This is a genomic window from Sulfurovum indicum (genome assembly GCF_014931715.1).
In the GTDB taxonomy this organism is placed as follows: domain Bacteria; phylum Campylobacterota; class Campylobacteria; order Campylobacterales; family Sulfurovaceae; genus Sulfurovum; species Sulfurovum indicum.
The window spans coordinates 2,076,953-2,092,882 of the sequence record NZ_CP063164.1 but is presented as its reverse complement, the minus strand read 5'-3'; the positions used below and the strand labels follow the sequence as shown (position 1 = coordinate 2,092,882).

Annotated in this window: 13 protein-coding genes; all 13 read left to right on the top strand. The window is 43.3% G+C overall.

What is annotated here, in order from left to right:
* Nucleotides 1-13: 13 nt before the first annotated feature.
* From IMZ28_RS10360 to IMZ28_RS10300, 13 genes are read left to right on the top strand one after another with little or no spacing between them, the layout of a single operon-like run.
* Entirely contained in the window at nucleotides 14-2,410 is a 2,397-nt protein-coding gene (locus tag IMZ28_RS10360) for a multiheme c-type cytochrome (RefSeq protein WP_232087476.1), read from the top strand.
* Complete coding sequence (locus IMZ28_RS10355) at nucleotides 2,410-3,372, top strand: Gfo/Idh/MocA family protein (RefSeq protein WP_197548518.1); 963 nt, start codon at nucleotides 2,410-2,412, stop codon at nucleotides 3,370-3,372. Before IMZ28_RS10360 ends, IMZ28_RS10355 begins: the two co-directional genes overlap by 1 nt.
* Nucleotides 3,372-3,941, top strand: a complete 570-nt coding sequence (locus tag IMZ28_RS10350; protein ID WP_197548517.1) for an acyltransferase — start codon at nucleotides 3,372-3,374, stop codon at nucleotides 3,939-3,941. Before IMZ28_RS10355 ends, IMZ28_RS10350 begins: the two co-directional genes overlap by 1 nt.
* Complete coding sequence (locus IMZ28_RS10345; protein WP_197548516.1) at nucleotides 3,938-5,023, top strand: DegT/DnrJ/EryC1/StrS family aminotransferase; 1,086 nt, start codon at nucleotides 3,938-3,940, stop codon at nucleotides 5,021-5,023. The genes IMZ28_RS10350 and IMZ28_RS10345 overlap by 4 nt, the downstream gene beginning before the upstream one ends.
* On the top strand, nucleotides 5,024-6,280 hold the full coding sequence (locus tag IMZ28_RS10340) for a lipopolysaccharide biosynthesis protein (protein ID WP_197548515.1): 1,257 nt from the start codon (nucleotides 5,024-5,026) through the stop codon (nucleotides 6,278-6,280).
* Nucleotides 6,281-6,282: 2 nt separating this feature from the next.
* On the top strand, nucleotides 6,283-7,398 hold the full coding sequence (locus IMZ28_RS10335) for a glycosyltransferase family 4 protein (protein ID WP_197548514.1): 1,116 nt from the start codon (nucleotides 6,283-6,285) through the stop codon (nucleotides 7,396-7,398).
* Nucleotides 7,395-8,501: a glycosyltransferase family 4 protein gene (locus tag IMZ28_RS10330; RefSeq protein WP_197548513.1), complete on the top strand. Its 1,107-nt coding sequence runs from the start codon at nucleotides 7,395-7,397 to the stop codon at nucleotides 8,499-8,501. The genes IMZ28_RS10335 and IMZ28_RS10330 overlap by 4 nt, the downstream gene beginning before the upstream one ends.
* A complete protein-coding gene (locus IMZ28_RS10325) occupies nucleotides 8,498-9,709 on the top strand; it encodes a glycosyltransferase family 4 protein (RefSeq protein ID WP_197548512.1) in 1,212 nt (403 codons plus the stop codon). The genes IMZ28_RS10330 and IMZ28_RS10325 overlap by 4 nt, the downstream gene beginning before the upstream one ends.
* 4 nt (nucleotides 9,710-9,713) lie before the next feature.
* Nucleotides 9,714-10,298, top strand: coding sequence for a sugar transferase (locus tag IMZ28_RS10320; protein WP_408646987.1), 585 nt, complete (start codon nucleotides 9,714-9,716; stop codon nucleotides 10,296-10,298).
* Entirely contained in the window at nucleotides 10,295-10,897 is a 603-nt protein-coding gene (locus tag IMZ28_RS10315) for an acetyltransferase (protein ID WP_197548510.1), read from the top strand. The genes IMZ28_RS10320 and IMZ28_RS10315 overlap by 4 nt, the downstream gene beginning before the upstream one ends.
* Nucleotides 10,894-13,014 carry an STT3 domain-containing protein gene (locus IMZ28_RS10310; protein WP_197548509.1) on the top strand — a complete coding sequence of 707 codons (2,121 nt, stop codon included), beginning with the start codon at nucleotides 10,894-10,896 and terminating at the stop codon, nucleotides 13,012-13,014. Before IMZ28_RS10315 ends, IMZ28_RS10310 begins: the two co-directional genes overlap by 4 nt.
* Nucleotides 13,015-13,018: 4 nt before the next feature.
* Nucleotides 13,019-14,116 carry an aminotransferase class V-fold PLP-dependent enzyme gene (locus IMZ28_RS10305; RefSeq protein WP_197548508.1) on the top strand — a complete coding sequence of 366 codons (1,098 nt, stop codon included), beginning with the start codon at nucleotides 13,019-13,021 and terminating at the stop codon, nucleotides 14,114-14,116.
* The gene (locus IMZ28_RS10300) at nucleotides 14,116-15,897 is read left to right on the top strand and encodes a polysaccharide biosynthesis protein (protein ID WP_197548507.1); all 1,782 of its coding nucleotides are present in this window, start codon (nucleotides 14,116-14,118) and stop codon (nucleotides 15,895-15,897) included. The genes IMZ28_RS10305 and IMZ28_RS10300 overlap by 1 nt, the downstream gene beginning before the upstream one ends.
* Nucleotides 15,898-15,930 lie beyond the last annotated feature (33 nt).

Sequence of the window (15,930 nt, the reverse complement as noted above, 5' to 3'; positions counted from 1 at the left end):
TAAGGTTTGTAGTATGTTGCAAAAAATGCTTTTTCTTTTTATATTGGCAGGTACGCTGCTTTTTTCAGAGGCTAGGAACAGTTGTCTGGAGTGTCATCAGGGCATAGAGCCCATAAGGGACCACCAGTCCAAGATGATGCAGGAGATCTTTAAGGTTGCCCAAAAAGCTGGTGTCCGGGGGAATGACTGTGTAGTTTGTCACGGAGGAAATCCGGATTCTCCTGACAAAGATCATGCCCACAGCGGTACTTTACCGTATTTTAAGAATCACAAGGGGCCAAAAGCTTTCTATCCCTATCCGGGAAGTCCCTGGATCAATGAACACACCTGCGGTATGTGCCATGAGAAGCAGGTTGCTGCCCAGGAGAACAATCTGATGGCGACAGAACAGGGAAAGATACACGGTGCACTTTGGGGTTTTGGTGCCAAGGACGGTTACAACCATATGTTCACCAATTTCGGAGGAAAGTCTCCCCAGCTGCATGAGCGTCTGGGAATAGAGGCTTATAAAAAGTATATGGAACAACTGGCGAAGCTTGAACCGCAAGGGTTCTCTGAAGAGACCAAAGAGCTGCCCAGGGCACCGACAGCAGACGAAGTAGAGAAAGATCCCTCTCTCTCGGTCTATACCTATCTCAGGCAGGAGTGTTTGCGATGCCATACCGGAGGGAAAGGGCGTAAACGCAGAGGAGACTACCGTGGGATTGGATGTTCTTCCTGCCATATTCCTTATTCCAATGCCGGATTGTATGAGGGGGGAGACCCAACTGTTTCCAAAAAAGAGGATGGACATATGCTGGTACATGCTATCCAATCCTCCAGCAAGGTCAAGGTGCAGGTACATGATATTAATTATACCGGTATTCCGGTAGAGACCTGTACAACATGCCACAACAGGGGAAAGCGTATCGGGGTGAGCTATCAAGGATTGATGGAGACGGAGTATCAGGCAACTTTCGATGCCCAGGGCAATGGACAGCCCAAACTGCATACCAAGCGTTATCTGCATCTGACTGAAGATATCCACTATACCAAAGGGATGCTCTGTCAGGACTGTCATACCTCCAACGATATGCATGGTGACGGTTTCTTCAGAGGTGCCAACCTCGGAGCAGTGGAGATAGAGTGTCAGGATTGTCACGGGACAACAACAAAGTATCCATGGGAACTGCCGCTTGGTTACTCCGATGAGTTTGATACCAAACCAAAAAAGGGTAAAGCCAGAGGGACAACCAAAACACTGGCAGAGTATCTGAGGCAGGGAGATATTACAAAAGATACAGGTGACGGCTTCCTGCTTTCAGCAAGAGGCAACCCGCTGACAAAAGCTGTTAGGAAAGGCAATAAAGTGGTCATGCATCTGGCCTCAGGTAAAACAGTGGAGCTAAAACCGCTTAAGCTGCTCAAGGAGCAGAAGAAGATCTCCGAAGAAGGGCTTATTGCGATGGATCAGATAGCTGCCCATATTGACAGGATGGAGTGCTACACCTGCCATGCCACTTGGGCACCGCAGTGTTATGGGTGTCATGTTAAAGTGGACTACTCTGAAGGAAAACAAAACCCCGACTACCTGGCTGCCTCCAAACACCATGTCAATGGAAAGACAGGAGAGGTTGAGAGTTTGAAGGAGTTTTTGGTTGACGGGAAAGTAACCGAGACACGAAGCTACCTGCGTTGGGAAGATCCGGCATTGAGCCAGAACGGGGAGGGACGTATCTCCCCGACCATCCCGGGATGTCAGGTAACCTTGACGGTGATCGGCAAAGACGGAAATGCACTCTTGCAAAACCACATATGGAAGCTCAAAGGGGTCGAACAGGGCAAAGGTATCAAGACTCCAAAAGAGGGTGTCAACTCCATCACAATGTCACCGGTACATCCTCATACGGTTAGCAAGAAGTCCAGAAGCTGTGAGAGTTGTCACAACTCACCCAAAGCGTTGGGGTATGGGATAAACAGTGGAAAATATTTTGCCGACCAGCGTAAAACGACCATTGTCGACCTGATGACCGCAGACCAGAAAGTACTGCCAAAGCAAGTTGATGAGCAGATCCCTGCCATACCGAACTTAAATCACGACTACTCATCTCTGCTTGACGAGAACGGTACACAACTGCAAACAGTAGGCAACCACTGGAAACTCTCCCAGGCACTTGACAACGAAACACGCAGCAGGCTTGACAGACGCGGGACCTGTCTGGCGTGCCATAAAGAGATGCCAAGTGAAGACCTTGCTGTCTCGCTACTTGTACACACGGCCAAATATGCTGGTGTCAAGATCGACAACAGTATGCACAAAACACTTGTCAACAAGAGTATTTTACTGAGTGCCTGGGTGCAGGTTCTTGGTGGATTATTGTTTGGTGGAGGTTTTGTCTACTGGCTCATGAGAAGGAGGAGAAAAAAGTAATGCGTAAGAATTTTGCACTGATAGGAGCAGCAGGTTATATTGCTCCACGACACATGAAAGCGATCAAAGAGACGGGGAACAGCCTTGTAGCAGCATTGGACAAGTGTGATAGTGTCGGTATTATCGACAGTTATTTCCCCGAGGCGAACTTTTTTGTAGAGTTTGAACGTTTTGACAGGTTCGTGGACAAGTGGCGAAGAGATACTGGGAATAAGATAGATTATGTTTCTATCTGTTCTCCCAACTATCTGCATGATTCGCACATCCGTTTCGCTTTAAAAAGCGGCGCAGATGCCATATGTGAAAAACCTTTGGTGCTTAACCCGTGGAATATTGACCAGTTAAAGATCATCGAGGAGGAGACCGGGCATAGAGTCTACAATATTTTGCAGCTTAGACTGCATCCTTCGATCATTGCATTGAAAGAGAAGGTGCAAAAAGAACTGGAAGAAGACCCCGGCAAGGTCTATGAGATTGATCTGACATATCTGACCAGTCGGGGTAAGTGGTACTTTATTTCATGGAAAGGTGATGAAGACAAATCAGGTGGTATTGCTTCTAATATTGGTGTGCACTTTTATGACATGCTCTGCTGGATTTTCGGAGAGGTTGAAGAGAACATTGTCAATGTAAAGACCCCTGACTGCAATGCTGGAACCTTCAAACTCAAACATGCCAATGTACGCTGGTTCCTTTCGGTCAATTATGACTATATACCTGATGAGATCAAAGCACAGGGACAGAGAACCTACCGCTCCATCGCTGTGGATGGGGAAGAGTTGGAGTTCTCTGGAGGATTTGCAGATCTGCATACCAGAAGCTACGAAGAGATACTTAAAGGTAACGGATTTGGGCTTGATGAAGCCTACCCCTCGATCAATACCGTTTCTACCATCAGAAATCTGGAGGCGGTAGGGTTGAAAGGAGAGTATCATCCTTTCTGTAAAAAGGTGATCATTTGATGTCTAGGTATTTTGTACACGAATCCTCCTTTGTAGATGAGAATGTTCAAATAGGATGCAATACCAAGATCTGGCATTTTTGTCATATTTTATCCCATACTTCAATCGGAGAGAACTGTTCATTTGGACAGAACTGTGTTGTTGGTCCTAGAGTCAGGGTCGGCAATGGGGTCAAGGTGCAGAACAATGTTTCCGTCTATGAAGGTGTAGAGATAGAGGATGATGTATTCCTCGGTCCCTCTATGGTCTTTACCAATGTCATCAATCCCAGAGCCTTCATCCAGAGAAAAGAAGAGTTTAAAAAGACACTGCTTAAGAAGGGGTGTAGTATTGGGGCAAATGCCACGATTGTATGTGGAGTTACTATTGGAGAGTATGCACTCATTGGAAGTGGTGCAGTTATAACAAAAGATGTCTCCCCTTATGCTCTTATGGTAGGAGTCCCTGCTCGTCAGATTGGTTGGGTAGGAATATCTGGGAATACTTTAGAGTTTAGAGACAATAAAGCAGAAGATGAGTTTGCAACGTATGAATTAATAGATGAGAATCTTAAGGTAATAAAGAAATGAAAATAGACTTTGCGAATTTACAATATCAATATCAGCTTTATAAAAATGAGATAGACAGTGCAATTCATAATGTATTGGATAAATCTAATTATATTATGGGAGAAGAGGTATATAAACTAGAGGAGAACCTTCAAAACTTTACAGGTGCAAAACATGTAATCACCTGCTCTAGTGGAACAGACGCCCTACTTCTTGCTATGATGGCACTAAATATAAAACCCGGCGATGAGATCATCACTACTCCATTTACATTTATAGCAACAGCCGAAACTATAGCACTCTTAGGTGCAAAGCCTGTCTTTGTAGATATTGATGAGAAGAGTTATAACATAAATGTATCCAAGATAGAAGAAAAAATTACTCCTAAAACAAAAGCTATTATCCCTGTAAGTCTTTATGGGCAACCAGCTGATATGGATGCGATCCGAACAATTGCGAAGAAACATGATCTGAAAGTTATCATCGACGGGGCCCAGTCTTTCGGTGCCACCTACAAAGGGAAAGCCGAAGTGCACCACTGTGATATATATACCACCAGTTTTTTCCCTGCCAAACCACTGGGATGTTTCGGTGACGGCGGTGCAGTATTGACCAATGATGGGGAGCTGGCTGAAAAGATGCGTATGCTTCGTGTGCATGGGCAGAACAAACGCTATCATCACAAATACATTGGGCTTGGAGCCAGAATGGATACCATCCAGTGTGCTGTGCTCAATGTAAAGCTGAAGTATTATGCTGAAGATCTCAAAAAGCGTCAGGAAGTAGCTCGGAAATATACGCAAGCACTTCAGGAAAAAGATTTGATGTTGCCGTTTATAGATGCAAATACTACCTCGGTATTTGCTCAGTATAGTGTTAGGGTAAAAAACAGAGATGAAGTACAAGCCGGATTAAAAGAGGCTGGCATTCCAACGGCGGTACACTATCCAATGCCTCTGCATTTGCAAGAGTGTTTCGCATATCTTGGCGGAGAAGAGGGAGACTTTCCTGTGGCGGAACAGGTGAGCAAAGAGATTATATCGTTACCGATGAATCCTTATGTGAGGGATGATGAGGTAGCATATATCGTCAAGGAGTTATAATTGTTGCACAGGTTGAAACCGAAATCGGAGTTCTCTCGTAATGTATTGACCCTGATGACGGGAACAACTATTGCACAGGCAATTCCTCTTGCCATCAGCCCCGTTTTGACAAGACTGTATACACCGGAGGATTTTGGGATTTTCGCACTGTTTGTTGCGGTTGTAGGTATCTTCAGTACGATCTCATCAGGGCGATATGAGATGGCTTTACTGCTACCTAAAAAAACGAGTGATGTAATGAATGTTCTGGTACTCTCTTTTTTGATCAACCTTGCGTTTTCTCTATGCCTGTTGCTCATTATTATTATTTTCGGTGAATGGATCGTTCATTTGTTTAACAGCGAGCAGATGGCTTTCTGGCTTTATTTTATTCCATTGACTGTGTTTGTGGTCGGATTATTCAATCAACTGAGTGTGTTTAACAATCGGCAAAAGAATTATCGGGATATTGCTCAGGCGTCGATCGTCAAAGCGATTGTACTGGCAACCATACAGCTTGGTATGGGGTTTGCAAAATCAGGAGCTTCAGGACTGATAAGCGGGCAGATTGTAGCACAGTTGAGTGCCAATGTGAAATTGGCTAAAAACATTTTCTCAACGAAAAACTTTTTTCATGAAGTTTCCAGATTGAAAATGTTTTCATTGGCAAAGAGATATAAGGGTTTTCCGCAGTTTAATTTACCACATGCCTTGTTTTCTACGCTCTCTTCCAATCTTCCGGTCTATCTCTTTACCCCGTTTTTCGGGAGTACTGTAGTTGGGTACTACTCCTTTTCTCTCATGATCGTGTTCACGCCCCTGATGATTCTTGCGGGAGCGACGGCAAAAGTGTACAGCCAGCAGGTCGTAGCACTGTATCATAAAAAAGAGAATGCTTACCTTTTTACCATGAAGATGCTTTTCTCCCTAGGAAAAAAAGTCTTACTACTATTTCTTGTTATTCTGCTGTTTGCTCCATCTGTTTTCAGTGTGTTGTTCGGAGAGACATGGAGAGAGGCCGGACAGTATACGCAAATACTTGCACCATTTCTTTTTCTGAATGTCCTTGTGTCAACCATAGCATTCATTCCGAACCTGGTAGGAGCACAGAAGAAAGCATTTCTGGTCTCTTTTGTGCATGTGGCACTCTTGAGCAGCGTTCTTTACTATTTTTCCATACAAGGAGAAGTGTACAGTGCGTTGGCAGCTTTGTCTGTTATCAACAGCGCAGTGTTACTATATAATCTGAACTGGATGCTCAGATCCCTGAAGAGTTGATGATGAAGATACTGATAATTGCGAACAGTTCCCTTGTCTTTGGCAAAGAGTTGAAATACGAACTTGAAAGGTGTGGAGACGAGGTAACACTTTTGGATTTCGAACATTTATACCTCTTTACAAAAGAAGAGCAGGATGAGAGCGTGGCAAAGAAGTTCGCATCTTTTAAAAAGCTGCCCAAAGCGAGTATGTTTTTTCGTCTCTATTTTATATGGGAAGTGATCAAAAGGGGTGATTATGATGTGGTCAACATTCACTACAATCGTTGGTATTACCGTTGGCTCATGCCATATTTCAGCCATATACGGACAAAACTGGTCATCAGCACCTACGGAAGTGATTTTTACAGGGCATCTGTACAGATTCGAAATAAATTGAGACCGATCTACCAGAGAGCCGATGCCGTTACCTTTACCAACGAAATGACAAAGGAAGCGTTTGTAGACTTCTATCAGGACTTTTCTGAAAAAAGCCATATATGTAGGTTTGGTCTGAAGACACTTGAGTACATAGATAAAAAGCGTGATATTGACCGGGAGAGTATGCGCATGAAGCTTGGTTACGATACCGGAAAGATCATCGTTACCTGCGGATACAATGCCACTTCAGCGCAACAGCATTTTAAAATGATAAAGGTGATCGAACAACTTGAGAGTGATGTAAAGAAAAAGTGTCAGTTTGTTTTTCCGCTTACCTACGGTGATGATGTATATAAAAGAGAGGTCATTAAAAAACTTGCTAGTGTCAAATTTGACTTTGTAGTATTGGAAGCCTTTTTATATGGAGATGATAATGCTTATGTTAAACTGGCATCAGATATTATGATCAATGTACTTGAAACGGACAGTTTTTCAGGGAGTATGCAGGAGTTTCTGTATGCGAACAATGTTGTCATTGCAGGATCATGGCTTCCATATAGAACTTTTGATGATGCAGGAGTGTTCTACCTAAAGACAGACAGACTGGATGCATTGACAGATCGGCTGAGTTTTGCTGTACAGCAGCTGGATACGCTGCGAGCCCGGACTGAGGTCAACAGAAAGATCATTGCCAGTCTTTCAGCCTGGTGTGAAAATATAGATGCTTGGAGAACCGTTTTTGAAGGAAAACCTGTATGAAAAAGATCACCCATCTCACCTCTGCACACCCCCGTTACGATACACGTATTTTTGTTAAAATGTGTAGCTCTTTAGCAAAGAAAGATCATTATGAGGTCAGCCTGATCGTAGCCGACGGTAAAGGCGATGAGTTCAAAAATGGTATAACTATCTATGATGTAGGAAGACTACAAGGGCGAGTGAATCGTATATTTAAAACTACTAAACAGGTTTTTCAAAAAGCATTTGAGTTAGATAGTGATATTTACCACCTGCATGACCCAGAGCTGATACCCATAGGATTAAAGCTTAAAAGACTGGGGAAAATAGTAATATTCGATGCTCACGAAGATCTACCAAAGCAGATATTGGGTAAACCCTACCTGAACAGCTTTCTGCTTATGGTCCTTTCCAAAGCAGTAGAAGTATATGAAAAACATGTGTGCAGAAAGTTTGATGCCATTGTTGCAGCAACACCGTATATTCGTGACAAGTTTCTCCATATCAATCCTAACAGTATAGATATTAATAATTTTCCGATTTTGCAAGAGTTTGGAAAAGCAGTAGCATGGCAGGAAAAAAAGGATGCTGTCTGTTATGTCGGTGGCATTGCCAAAATACGGGGGATTAAAGAGATCGTCAAAGCGCTGGAGTTTACAGAGGGTATCATGCTGGACCTTGCGGGAGTGTTCAGTGAGCCGGAGACTGAAAAGGAGGTAAAGCATTACGCAGGATGGGGTAAGGTCAATGAACTGGGCTTTTTGGGACGCAGTGACATCGCAAAGCTCCTGAGTACCTCAAAAGCAGGGCTTGTTATTTTGCATCCCATCATTAACTATAAAGACGCACTCCCTGTAAAAATGTTTGAATATATGGCGGCAGGACTTCCTGTGATCGCATCGGATATTGCTCTTTGGAGAGGCATCATTGAAGAGAGTGCATGTGGTCTTTGTGTGGACCCGTTTGATCCCAAAGAGATTGCAGAAGCGATCACCTACATCCTGTCTCACTCAAAAGAGGCGCAGCAGATGGGTGAAAGTGGTAAAAAAGCGGTAAAAGAGAAATACAACTGGGGCATCGAAGAGCAAAAACTCTATACCCTTTATGAAGGGTTGTTGGTATGAATATCTGGATCTTCAATCATCATGCACTCACTCCTCGGATGGGTGGAGGGACAAGACATTATGACTTTGCCAGAGAACTTATCAGAAGAGGGCACAGTGTGACGCTTATCGCTTCGAGCTTTCACTATGCTAAATACAAAGAGATGAAGGAGTATGCTGATCAGGAATACCTTCAGGAAAACATTGACGGTGTAGATTTCATTTGGATAAAAACACCTCCGTATTTTGGGAACGGTGTGGCAAGAGTCAAGAATATGTTGAGTTATACCTATAAAGTGTTGCGTATCATTCCGACACTTCATTTGCAACAGCCGGATATCATCATCGGGTCATCTGTACATCTTTTTGCCGTATATGCAGCCTATAGACTATCGAAACGATATCATACACCATTTATCATGGAAGTACGTGATATCTGGCCGCAAACTCTGATCGATATGGGTGTTTCCAAATGGCATCCGTTCATTTTCTTGCTTGGACGGCTTGAGAAATATCTCTATAAAAAAGCGAACAGGATCATCACAACACTGCCGTATGCTCATGAACATATTGGAAAGTTAGTACCACAGGAGAAGGTGGTTTGGGTCTCCAACGGTGTGGATATTGCCAATATCCCCTATATAGAGAAACAACCAGGAGAGAAGTTCGTCATCAGCTATACCGGAGCAATAGGGATTGCGAACAACCTCAAGGTGTTTATTTTGGCAGCGGAACTTTTAAAGGAGAAAAAAGAGATTTGCTTCCGCATTGTCGGAGAAGGGGCGCAGAAAGAGGCTCTTAATGCAATAATAAGACAGAAAAAGCTTGAAAATATTACCCTTGAGGCTGGCGTACCCAAACAGGAAGTCGGAACTATTTTGCATTCAAGTGATGTACTGTACCTTGGCTTGAAAGATTCTCCGTTGTACAAATACGGAATGAGTATGAACAAATTGTATGACTATATGGCAGCAGGACGGGTGATTGTATTCGCTACAAATGTAAGGAATAATCCGGTTAAAGATGCGAATGCCGGATTCACGGTTCTTCCTGATGATGCGGAAGCATTGAAAAATACCCTGATTAAAGTTTACCGTATGTCACAGGCAGAAAGAAACAGAATCGGTAAACAAAGCAGAGCGTATGTCAAGAAATACTACACTATTGAAGTACTGGCAGACAAGCTGGAATCGGTACTTCAAAAAGAGCTGGAGGAACAGTATGCTTAAGCGTATGTTTGATGTTGTACTGGTGTTGATACTCATTGTGTTTTTGCTACCGGTTTACATGATCGTGTCGCTTTTGATTGTGATAACCATGGGAAGTCCTATACTTTTTAAACAGAAACGACCGGGGAAAGATGGTAAAATATTTGAGATATATAAGTTTCGTACCATGACGGATGAAACAGATGAAAAGGGGGGACTGTTGTCAGATGAAAAACGGTTGACAAAGATGGGAAAATTTATACGATCTACATCGCTTGATGAGTTGCCTCAGCTTTTTAATGTACTTAAAGGTGATATGAGCTTTGTGGGTCCCCGCCCTTTATTGGTAGAGTACCTTCCTCTCTACAATGAAAAACAAAAAAAGAGGCATAATGTCAAGCCGGGTATCACAGGGTGGGCACAGGTCAATGGGAGAAACAGTATTAGCTGGGAGGAGAAGTTTGACTATGATGTATGGTATGTGGAACATCAGTCTTTTTTGCTCGATATGAAGATCCTCTGGATGACTTTTCTGAAAGTCTTTGACCGAAGTGGTATCAGTTCGGATACAAGTGTGACCATAGAAAAGTTCAAAGGTTCCCGAAGATGAAACAAATAGCAATCTATGGAGCAAGCGGACACGGAAAAGTTGTAGCGGATATAGCAAGATTAAATGGGTATGACGATATACTTTTCATCGATGACGGTATTGCTACATATCTCTCTTTTGAGAGGTTCGTACAACAGCAGTTGGATATTCCTGTTGCACTTGGTGTAGGAAATGCTCAGGTAAGGGCAAGACTCTACAGGAGATGTCGGGAACATGGTTTGTCCATTGAAACACTTGTACACCCAAGTGCAGTACTTGCAGACGGTGTGATCGTTGGAGAAGGTACGGTAGTTATGGCAAATTCGGTTGTCAACAGCGATACGGACATAGGCAAATGCTGCATACTCAACACCTCCTGTGTGATCGAACATGACAACAGTATAGGTGATTTTGTGCATATAGCACCCCAGGTTGCCTGTGCAGGTGGTGTCAAGATAGGTGACTATAGTCATATAGGCATAGGCAGTTGTATCATTCAAGGGATTACCGTTGGTTCTCATACCGTGATCGGTGCCGGCTCTGTCGTTGTTAAAAACATAGAGAACCACATTCTTGCTTACGGAAATCCGTGTAAACCCATAAAGGAATTGACTTCATGAAGAACGATACTGTAAATAGATATCAGGTTTCAACTAAACAGATGCTGGGACTTATGCTTTTGGCCTACATCTTTAGTCTTGCTATACGAATGATCTGGGTGTACCAGCTTCAGGACAATCCAAGTTTTTACTGGAACGGTCAACTCATGATTAATACCAATGATGGCTACTTCTTTGCTTCCGGTGCACAAAAGGAGCTCTTTGGTATGCATATGGATAACCCTAGAGTATTCGGTATGTGGGATTACGGGGTGATCTTTTTTACTACGCTGTTGGTGAAGATCACACCGTTCTCACTGGAGACGGTCATCCTCTACATGCCGGCAGTTGTTTCAAGTCTGGTAGTGATCCCGGTCATTTTAATTGCGAGACTTTATAGGAAAACCTTGTGGGGTTTCTTTGCTGCACTGCTAGGTTCTATAGCATGGAGCTACTACAACCGTACTATGACAGGCTACTACGATACCGATATGTTCTCAGCAATGGCACCCATGTTCATTTTGTTCTTCCTGATGAAAAGCACAGTGGATTTCAATTTGCGCAGTGCACTGTATGCGGCGATTGCCATCGCAATCTACCCTTTCCTGTATGATTCCGGACTTTCTATCGTATATGCTATGGGGATCATGTATGCTCTTTATATGGTTTTCTATCATCGTAATGAGAGAGTAACCTATTTCTCTTTAACCCTGGTATTTGTCTCTCTCCTGCCACTCCCTTTTGTCTCTCCATTCTCTTATGTAGTCAAGATAGCGGTGCTTGTAGTGTTGTACATGGCACTGCCGCGATCGACACTTGATCAGAAAAAAGCGATGCTTGTTGCTGGTATGCTGTTTGTTGCGTTTCTCTTTTTTGGCAATGTATTCCATCTACTTCTTGGAAAGATAGCGAATTATATTTCAACGGGAACGAAAGAGAGTGGTCTGCATTTTTACTCAGTTGTTCAAACTGTCCGTGAAGCAGGTCAGATCCCTTTTTCAACCTTTGCCAATAGAATCTCTGGTTCTCAGATGGGGGTAGTGCTCTCTCTTATTGGCTATATCCTTTTGGTGATCAGGCACCGGGCGTTCATTTTGGCACTTCCTCTAGTAGGTATCGGTATCTTCGCACTTTGGGGAGGATTGCGCTTTACCGTATATGCTGTACCGGTCGCTGCGATGAGTGCCGTGTACCTTTTCTTTGTCATAGGAGATCTTTTTAAAGATAAGCGTGCTAAGTATGCTTTTGTTATCATCTCGACAGCAGCAATGCTTTATCCGAATATTATGCATATCATCGGATACAAAGTACCTACAGTACTTAACAAACCGGAAGTGGAAGACCTGGTCAAGCTCAATAAAATGGCACAGTCCAAAGATTATACTCTCAGCTGGTGGGACTATGGGTATCCTATTTGGTACTATTCTAATACCAATACACTAATTGACGGAGGAAAACACAACAACGACAACTTCATCATCTCCAAGATCATGCAGAGCACTTCTCCTGAATTAGCGGCAAACCTAAGTCGTCTGGCGGTAGAGACATATGTGGATTCCAATTATTCTGTCGTGACCGATACGCTGTTTAGAAACGGGAAAAAAGATCAGGTTGACCCAAACATTTTTTTGGAAGAACTTGAAAGTGGCAGCTATGAACTGCCTCCTAAGACTAGGGATATCTATCTGTATCTTCCCTACAGAATGCTTAATATCTTTCCTACGGTCATGCTCTTTGGAAATCTTGATCTGAACACGGGCAAAGAGGAGAGGAGGAGTACCTTTTATCCGGCTGGTGTAGTCAAGAATAAAAATGGTATGCTGACATTTTCAAACGGGATTGTTTTTGATACCAGAAAGGGAATGCTTGCAATGGGACGACAGAAGGTACCTGTCAAGTACTTTATTGCAACATCACTGAATAAAAACGGTGAGATAAAACTGCAGTCACAGTTTTATCATCCCAATGGAGAATTCATTGTTGTCTATATGCAAAGTTACGGAAAATTTATTGTGATGGATCGACAGACTTTCAACTCTATCTATGTGCAGATGTTTATCTTGGGGAAATATGATAAAAAACTGTTCGAACTGGTTGTCTCCTCACCCTATAGCAGAATTTATAAACTGAAGAGATAGCAGGATGGACAGGATCTTTCTCTCTCCTCCCCACATGAGCGGAAAAGAACAACAGTATATTGCAGAGGTGTTTGAAAGCAACTACATTGCGCCACTTGGTGTATTTGTGAACCGGTTTGAAGAAGATATCTGTCGTTATACCGGAGCAAAGTACGCCCTGGCGACCAACACCGCAACGGCAGCACTGCATTTGGCTCTCCGTGTACTGGGTATTGGTGCGGGTGACTATGTGTTGGCTTCGAGTTTTACTTTTATCGGTTCAGTCAATGCCATTTTGTACCAGCATGCCCATCCTGTGTTTGTAGACAGTGATAAGAGCTGGAATCTCTCCCCTGTATTGTTAAAAGAGGCAATTGAAAAGGCTCCCCAAAAACCCAAAGCACTTATTGTGACACATCTGTACGGACAGATGGCAAAGATGGATGAGATCATGGATATTTGCCAAAGGGAGGGCATTTTTGTGATCGAAGATGCCGCAGAGTCACTGGGGGCAAGCCTGTATGGAAGACAGAGCGGAACATTCGGTGATATAGGTGTATACTCTTTCAATGGCAACAAGATCCTGAGCACCTCAGGTGGAGGTATGCTGGTTTCCGATAATGAAGCGTGGATTGAAAAGGCGAAGTTCCTTTCCACACAGGCGAAAGAGGATTTTTTGCATTATGAACATCGGGAGTTTGGGTACAACTACCGTATGTCCAATGTGCTTGCCGCTATTGGTGTGGCACAGATGGAGGTACTTCCTGAGCGAGTAAAGAGGCGCAGGGAGATATTCGCACTCTACCGTGAACATCTCGGAAGGATCGATGAGATTGGTTTTATGCCGGAGATTGGAGGGAGTGAAGGGAACAGATGGCTGACTACCGTTACATTTGAGCATACTGATCCGACCCGTGTCATTCAGGCCTTGGAGGCTGAAAATATTGAAAGCAGACCCCTGTGGAAACCGATGCATCTACAACCTTTGTTCAAAGATGCATTGCGATATGAGGATGGTACTTCTGCACGGTTGTTTCAAAAAGGGTTATGTCTTCCGAGCGGTTCTGCCATGACAGATGAATCACTCATACGTATCTGTATGATCATTAAGGGCATACTGTAATGACAAACTGGTTAAGACCTACATCGTTTAAAAGAACACTGTTTTTTCTTGTACTAGATGTCTTGCTCTCTTTGCTTACACTCTATTTTTCCTATGAACTGCGTTTTAACTTTCATATACCGGAGCGTTTTCTAGGTTCGTTCTGGCTGGTTTTTTCAGTTTTGGCAGTTTTAAAGCTCTCCTCTTTGTATGTTTTCAGATCCTATTCTGTGATTTGGAGATTTTTCTCATTTTCTGACGCAAAGAACATTATCAAGGCACATATAGCTGCGTATCTATTTTTTGTGCTCATTTATGTACTGTTTCGTGAAGTGTTCAACCCTTTCCCCCGTTCGGTGATTATCATAGACTTCTTTCTCTCTCTTATTTTTATCGGGACGGTCCGTGTTGCTAAGAGGGTTTGGAAGGAAGGACGGTATACCAAGAAGATCAAGCCGACATTGATTATCGGGGTGAACAGTAAGACAGGTACAATGATACAGAGTGCTCTGAAAGAGGAGATAGACTATTATCCCGTAGCGATTATCTCTTTGGATGATGACAGCAGTTTGCATACCTATATCAACAATGTTAAAGTCTATGCAGTCAGTGATCTTGAAAGTGTGATCGAGGAAAAGAAGATTGTTTCGGCTATCATCACCCAAACGCTTCGCCAGAAAGAGCTGAAAAGACTTGTTGAAGCACTGAATCAGGCAGGGATTAACGAGATAAAACAGGTTAGACTATTGGGAGGAGAGCATGAAAAACTTGAAGACCTTTCTATTGAAGATCTGCTTGCAAGACATCCGCAGGATCTCGATATGACATTGATCTCCTCTTTTATTAGGGGGAAATCTATACTTATCACCGGAGCTGGAGGAAGTATCGGGTCTGAGATCACCAAGCAGTGTCAGCATTTCGGTGCGAAGGCATTGACACTGGTCGACAACAGTGAATTCAACCTTTACCAGATAGGAGAGGAGGTCAAAAGTGCCTCCTTGAAACTTGTTAGTGTGACAGACAGGGAAAGTCTGGAAACACTGTTCCAGGATATCCTCCCGGATATCGTTATCCATGCGGCAGCATACAAACATGTGCCTATCTGTGAAGAGAATCAGGCTTCTGCGGTTTTTAACAATGTACTTGGAAGCAAGAATGTCATTGATGTCAGTATTGCCTGTGGAGTCCAGAAAGTAGTGCTCATTTCAACTGATAAAGCTGTTCGTCCTACCAATGTCATGGGGGCGACAAAGCGTGTGACAGAACTGTATGCAAGCAATGTTGATGCAGAAGAGACAGAAATTGTTGCCGTACGCTTTGGCAATGTACTTGGCTCAAGCGGCTCGGTGATTCCAAAGTTTAAACAGCAGATAGAGAAGGGGGGACCGGTGACAGTTACCCATCCGGAAATTACACGTTATTTCATGCTGATTCCAGAAGCATGCCAGCTGGTACTTCAGGCAGCAGCAATGGCAAAGGGAGGGGAGCTGTTCATTCTGGATATGGGTGAACCTGTCAAGATTGTTGACCTTGCCAGACAGATGGTCCGTCTTTACGGAAAAGAGGATGAAGTAGAAATTGTATTCACTGGTCTTCGCCCTGGAGAGAAGCTCTATGAAGAGCTGTTGCTGGACGAAAGTGAACAGAAGACAAAATACAGTTCGATCTTTATCGCCCGTCCATCAGACTATGACATTGAACAGCTTGAAGAGGATATTGAAGTGCTGCTGAGCACAGAAAATAAAATAGAGATACTGCAAAAGATCGTTCCCGAATTTGTTCATAATGATAAAGGATTATGATTTTTACATTATATTCTTTGATTATAATGTAAA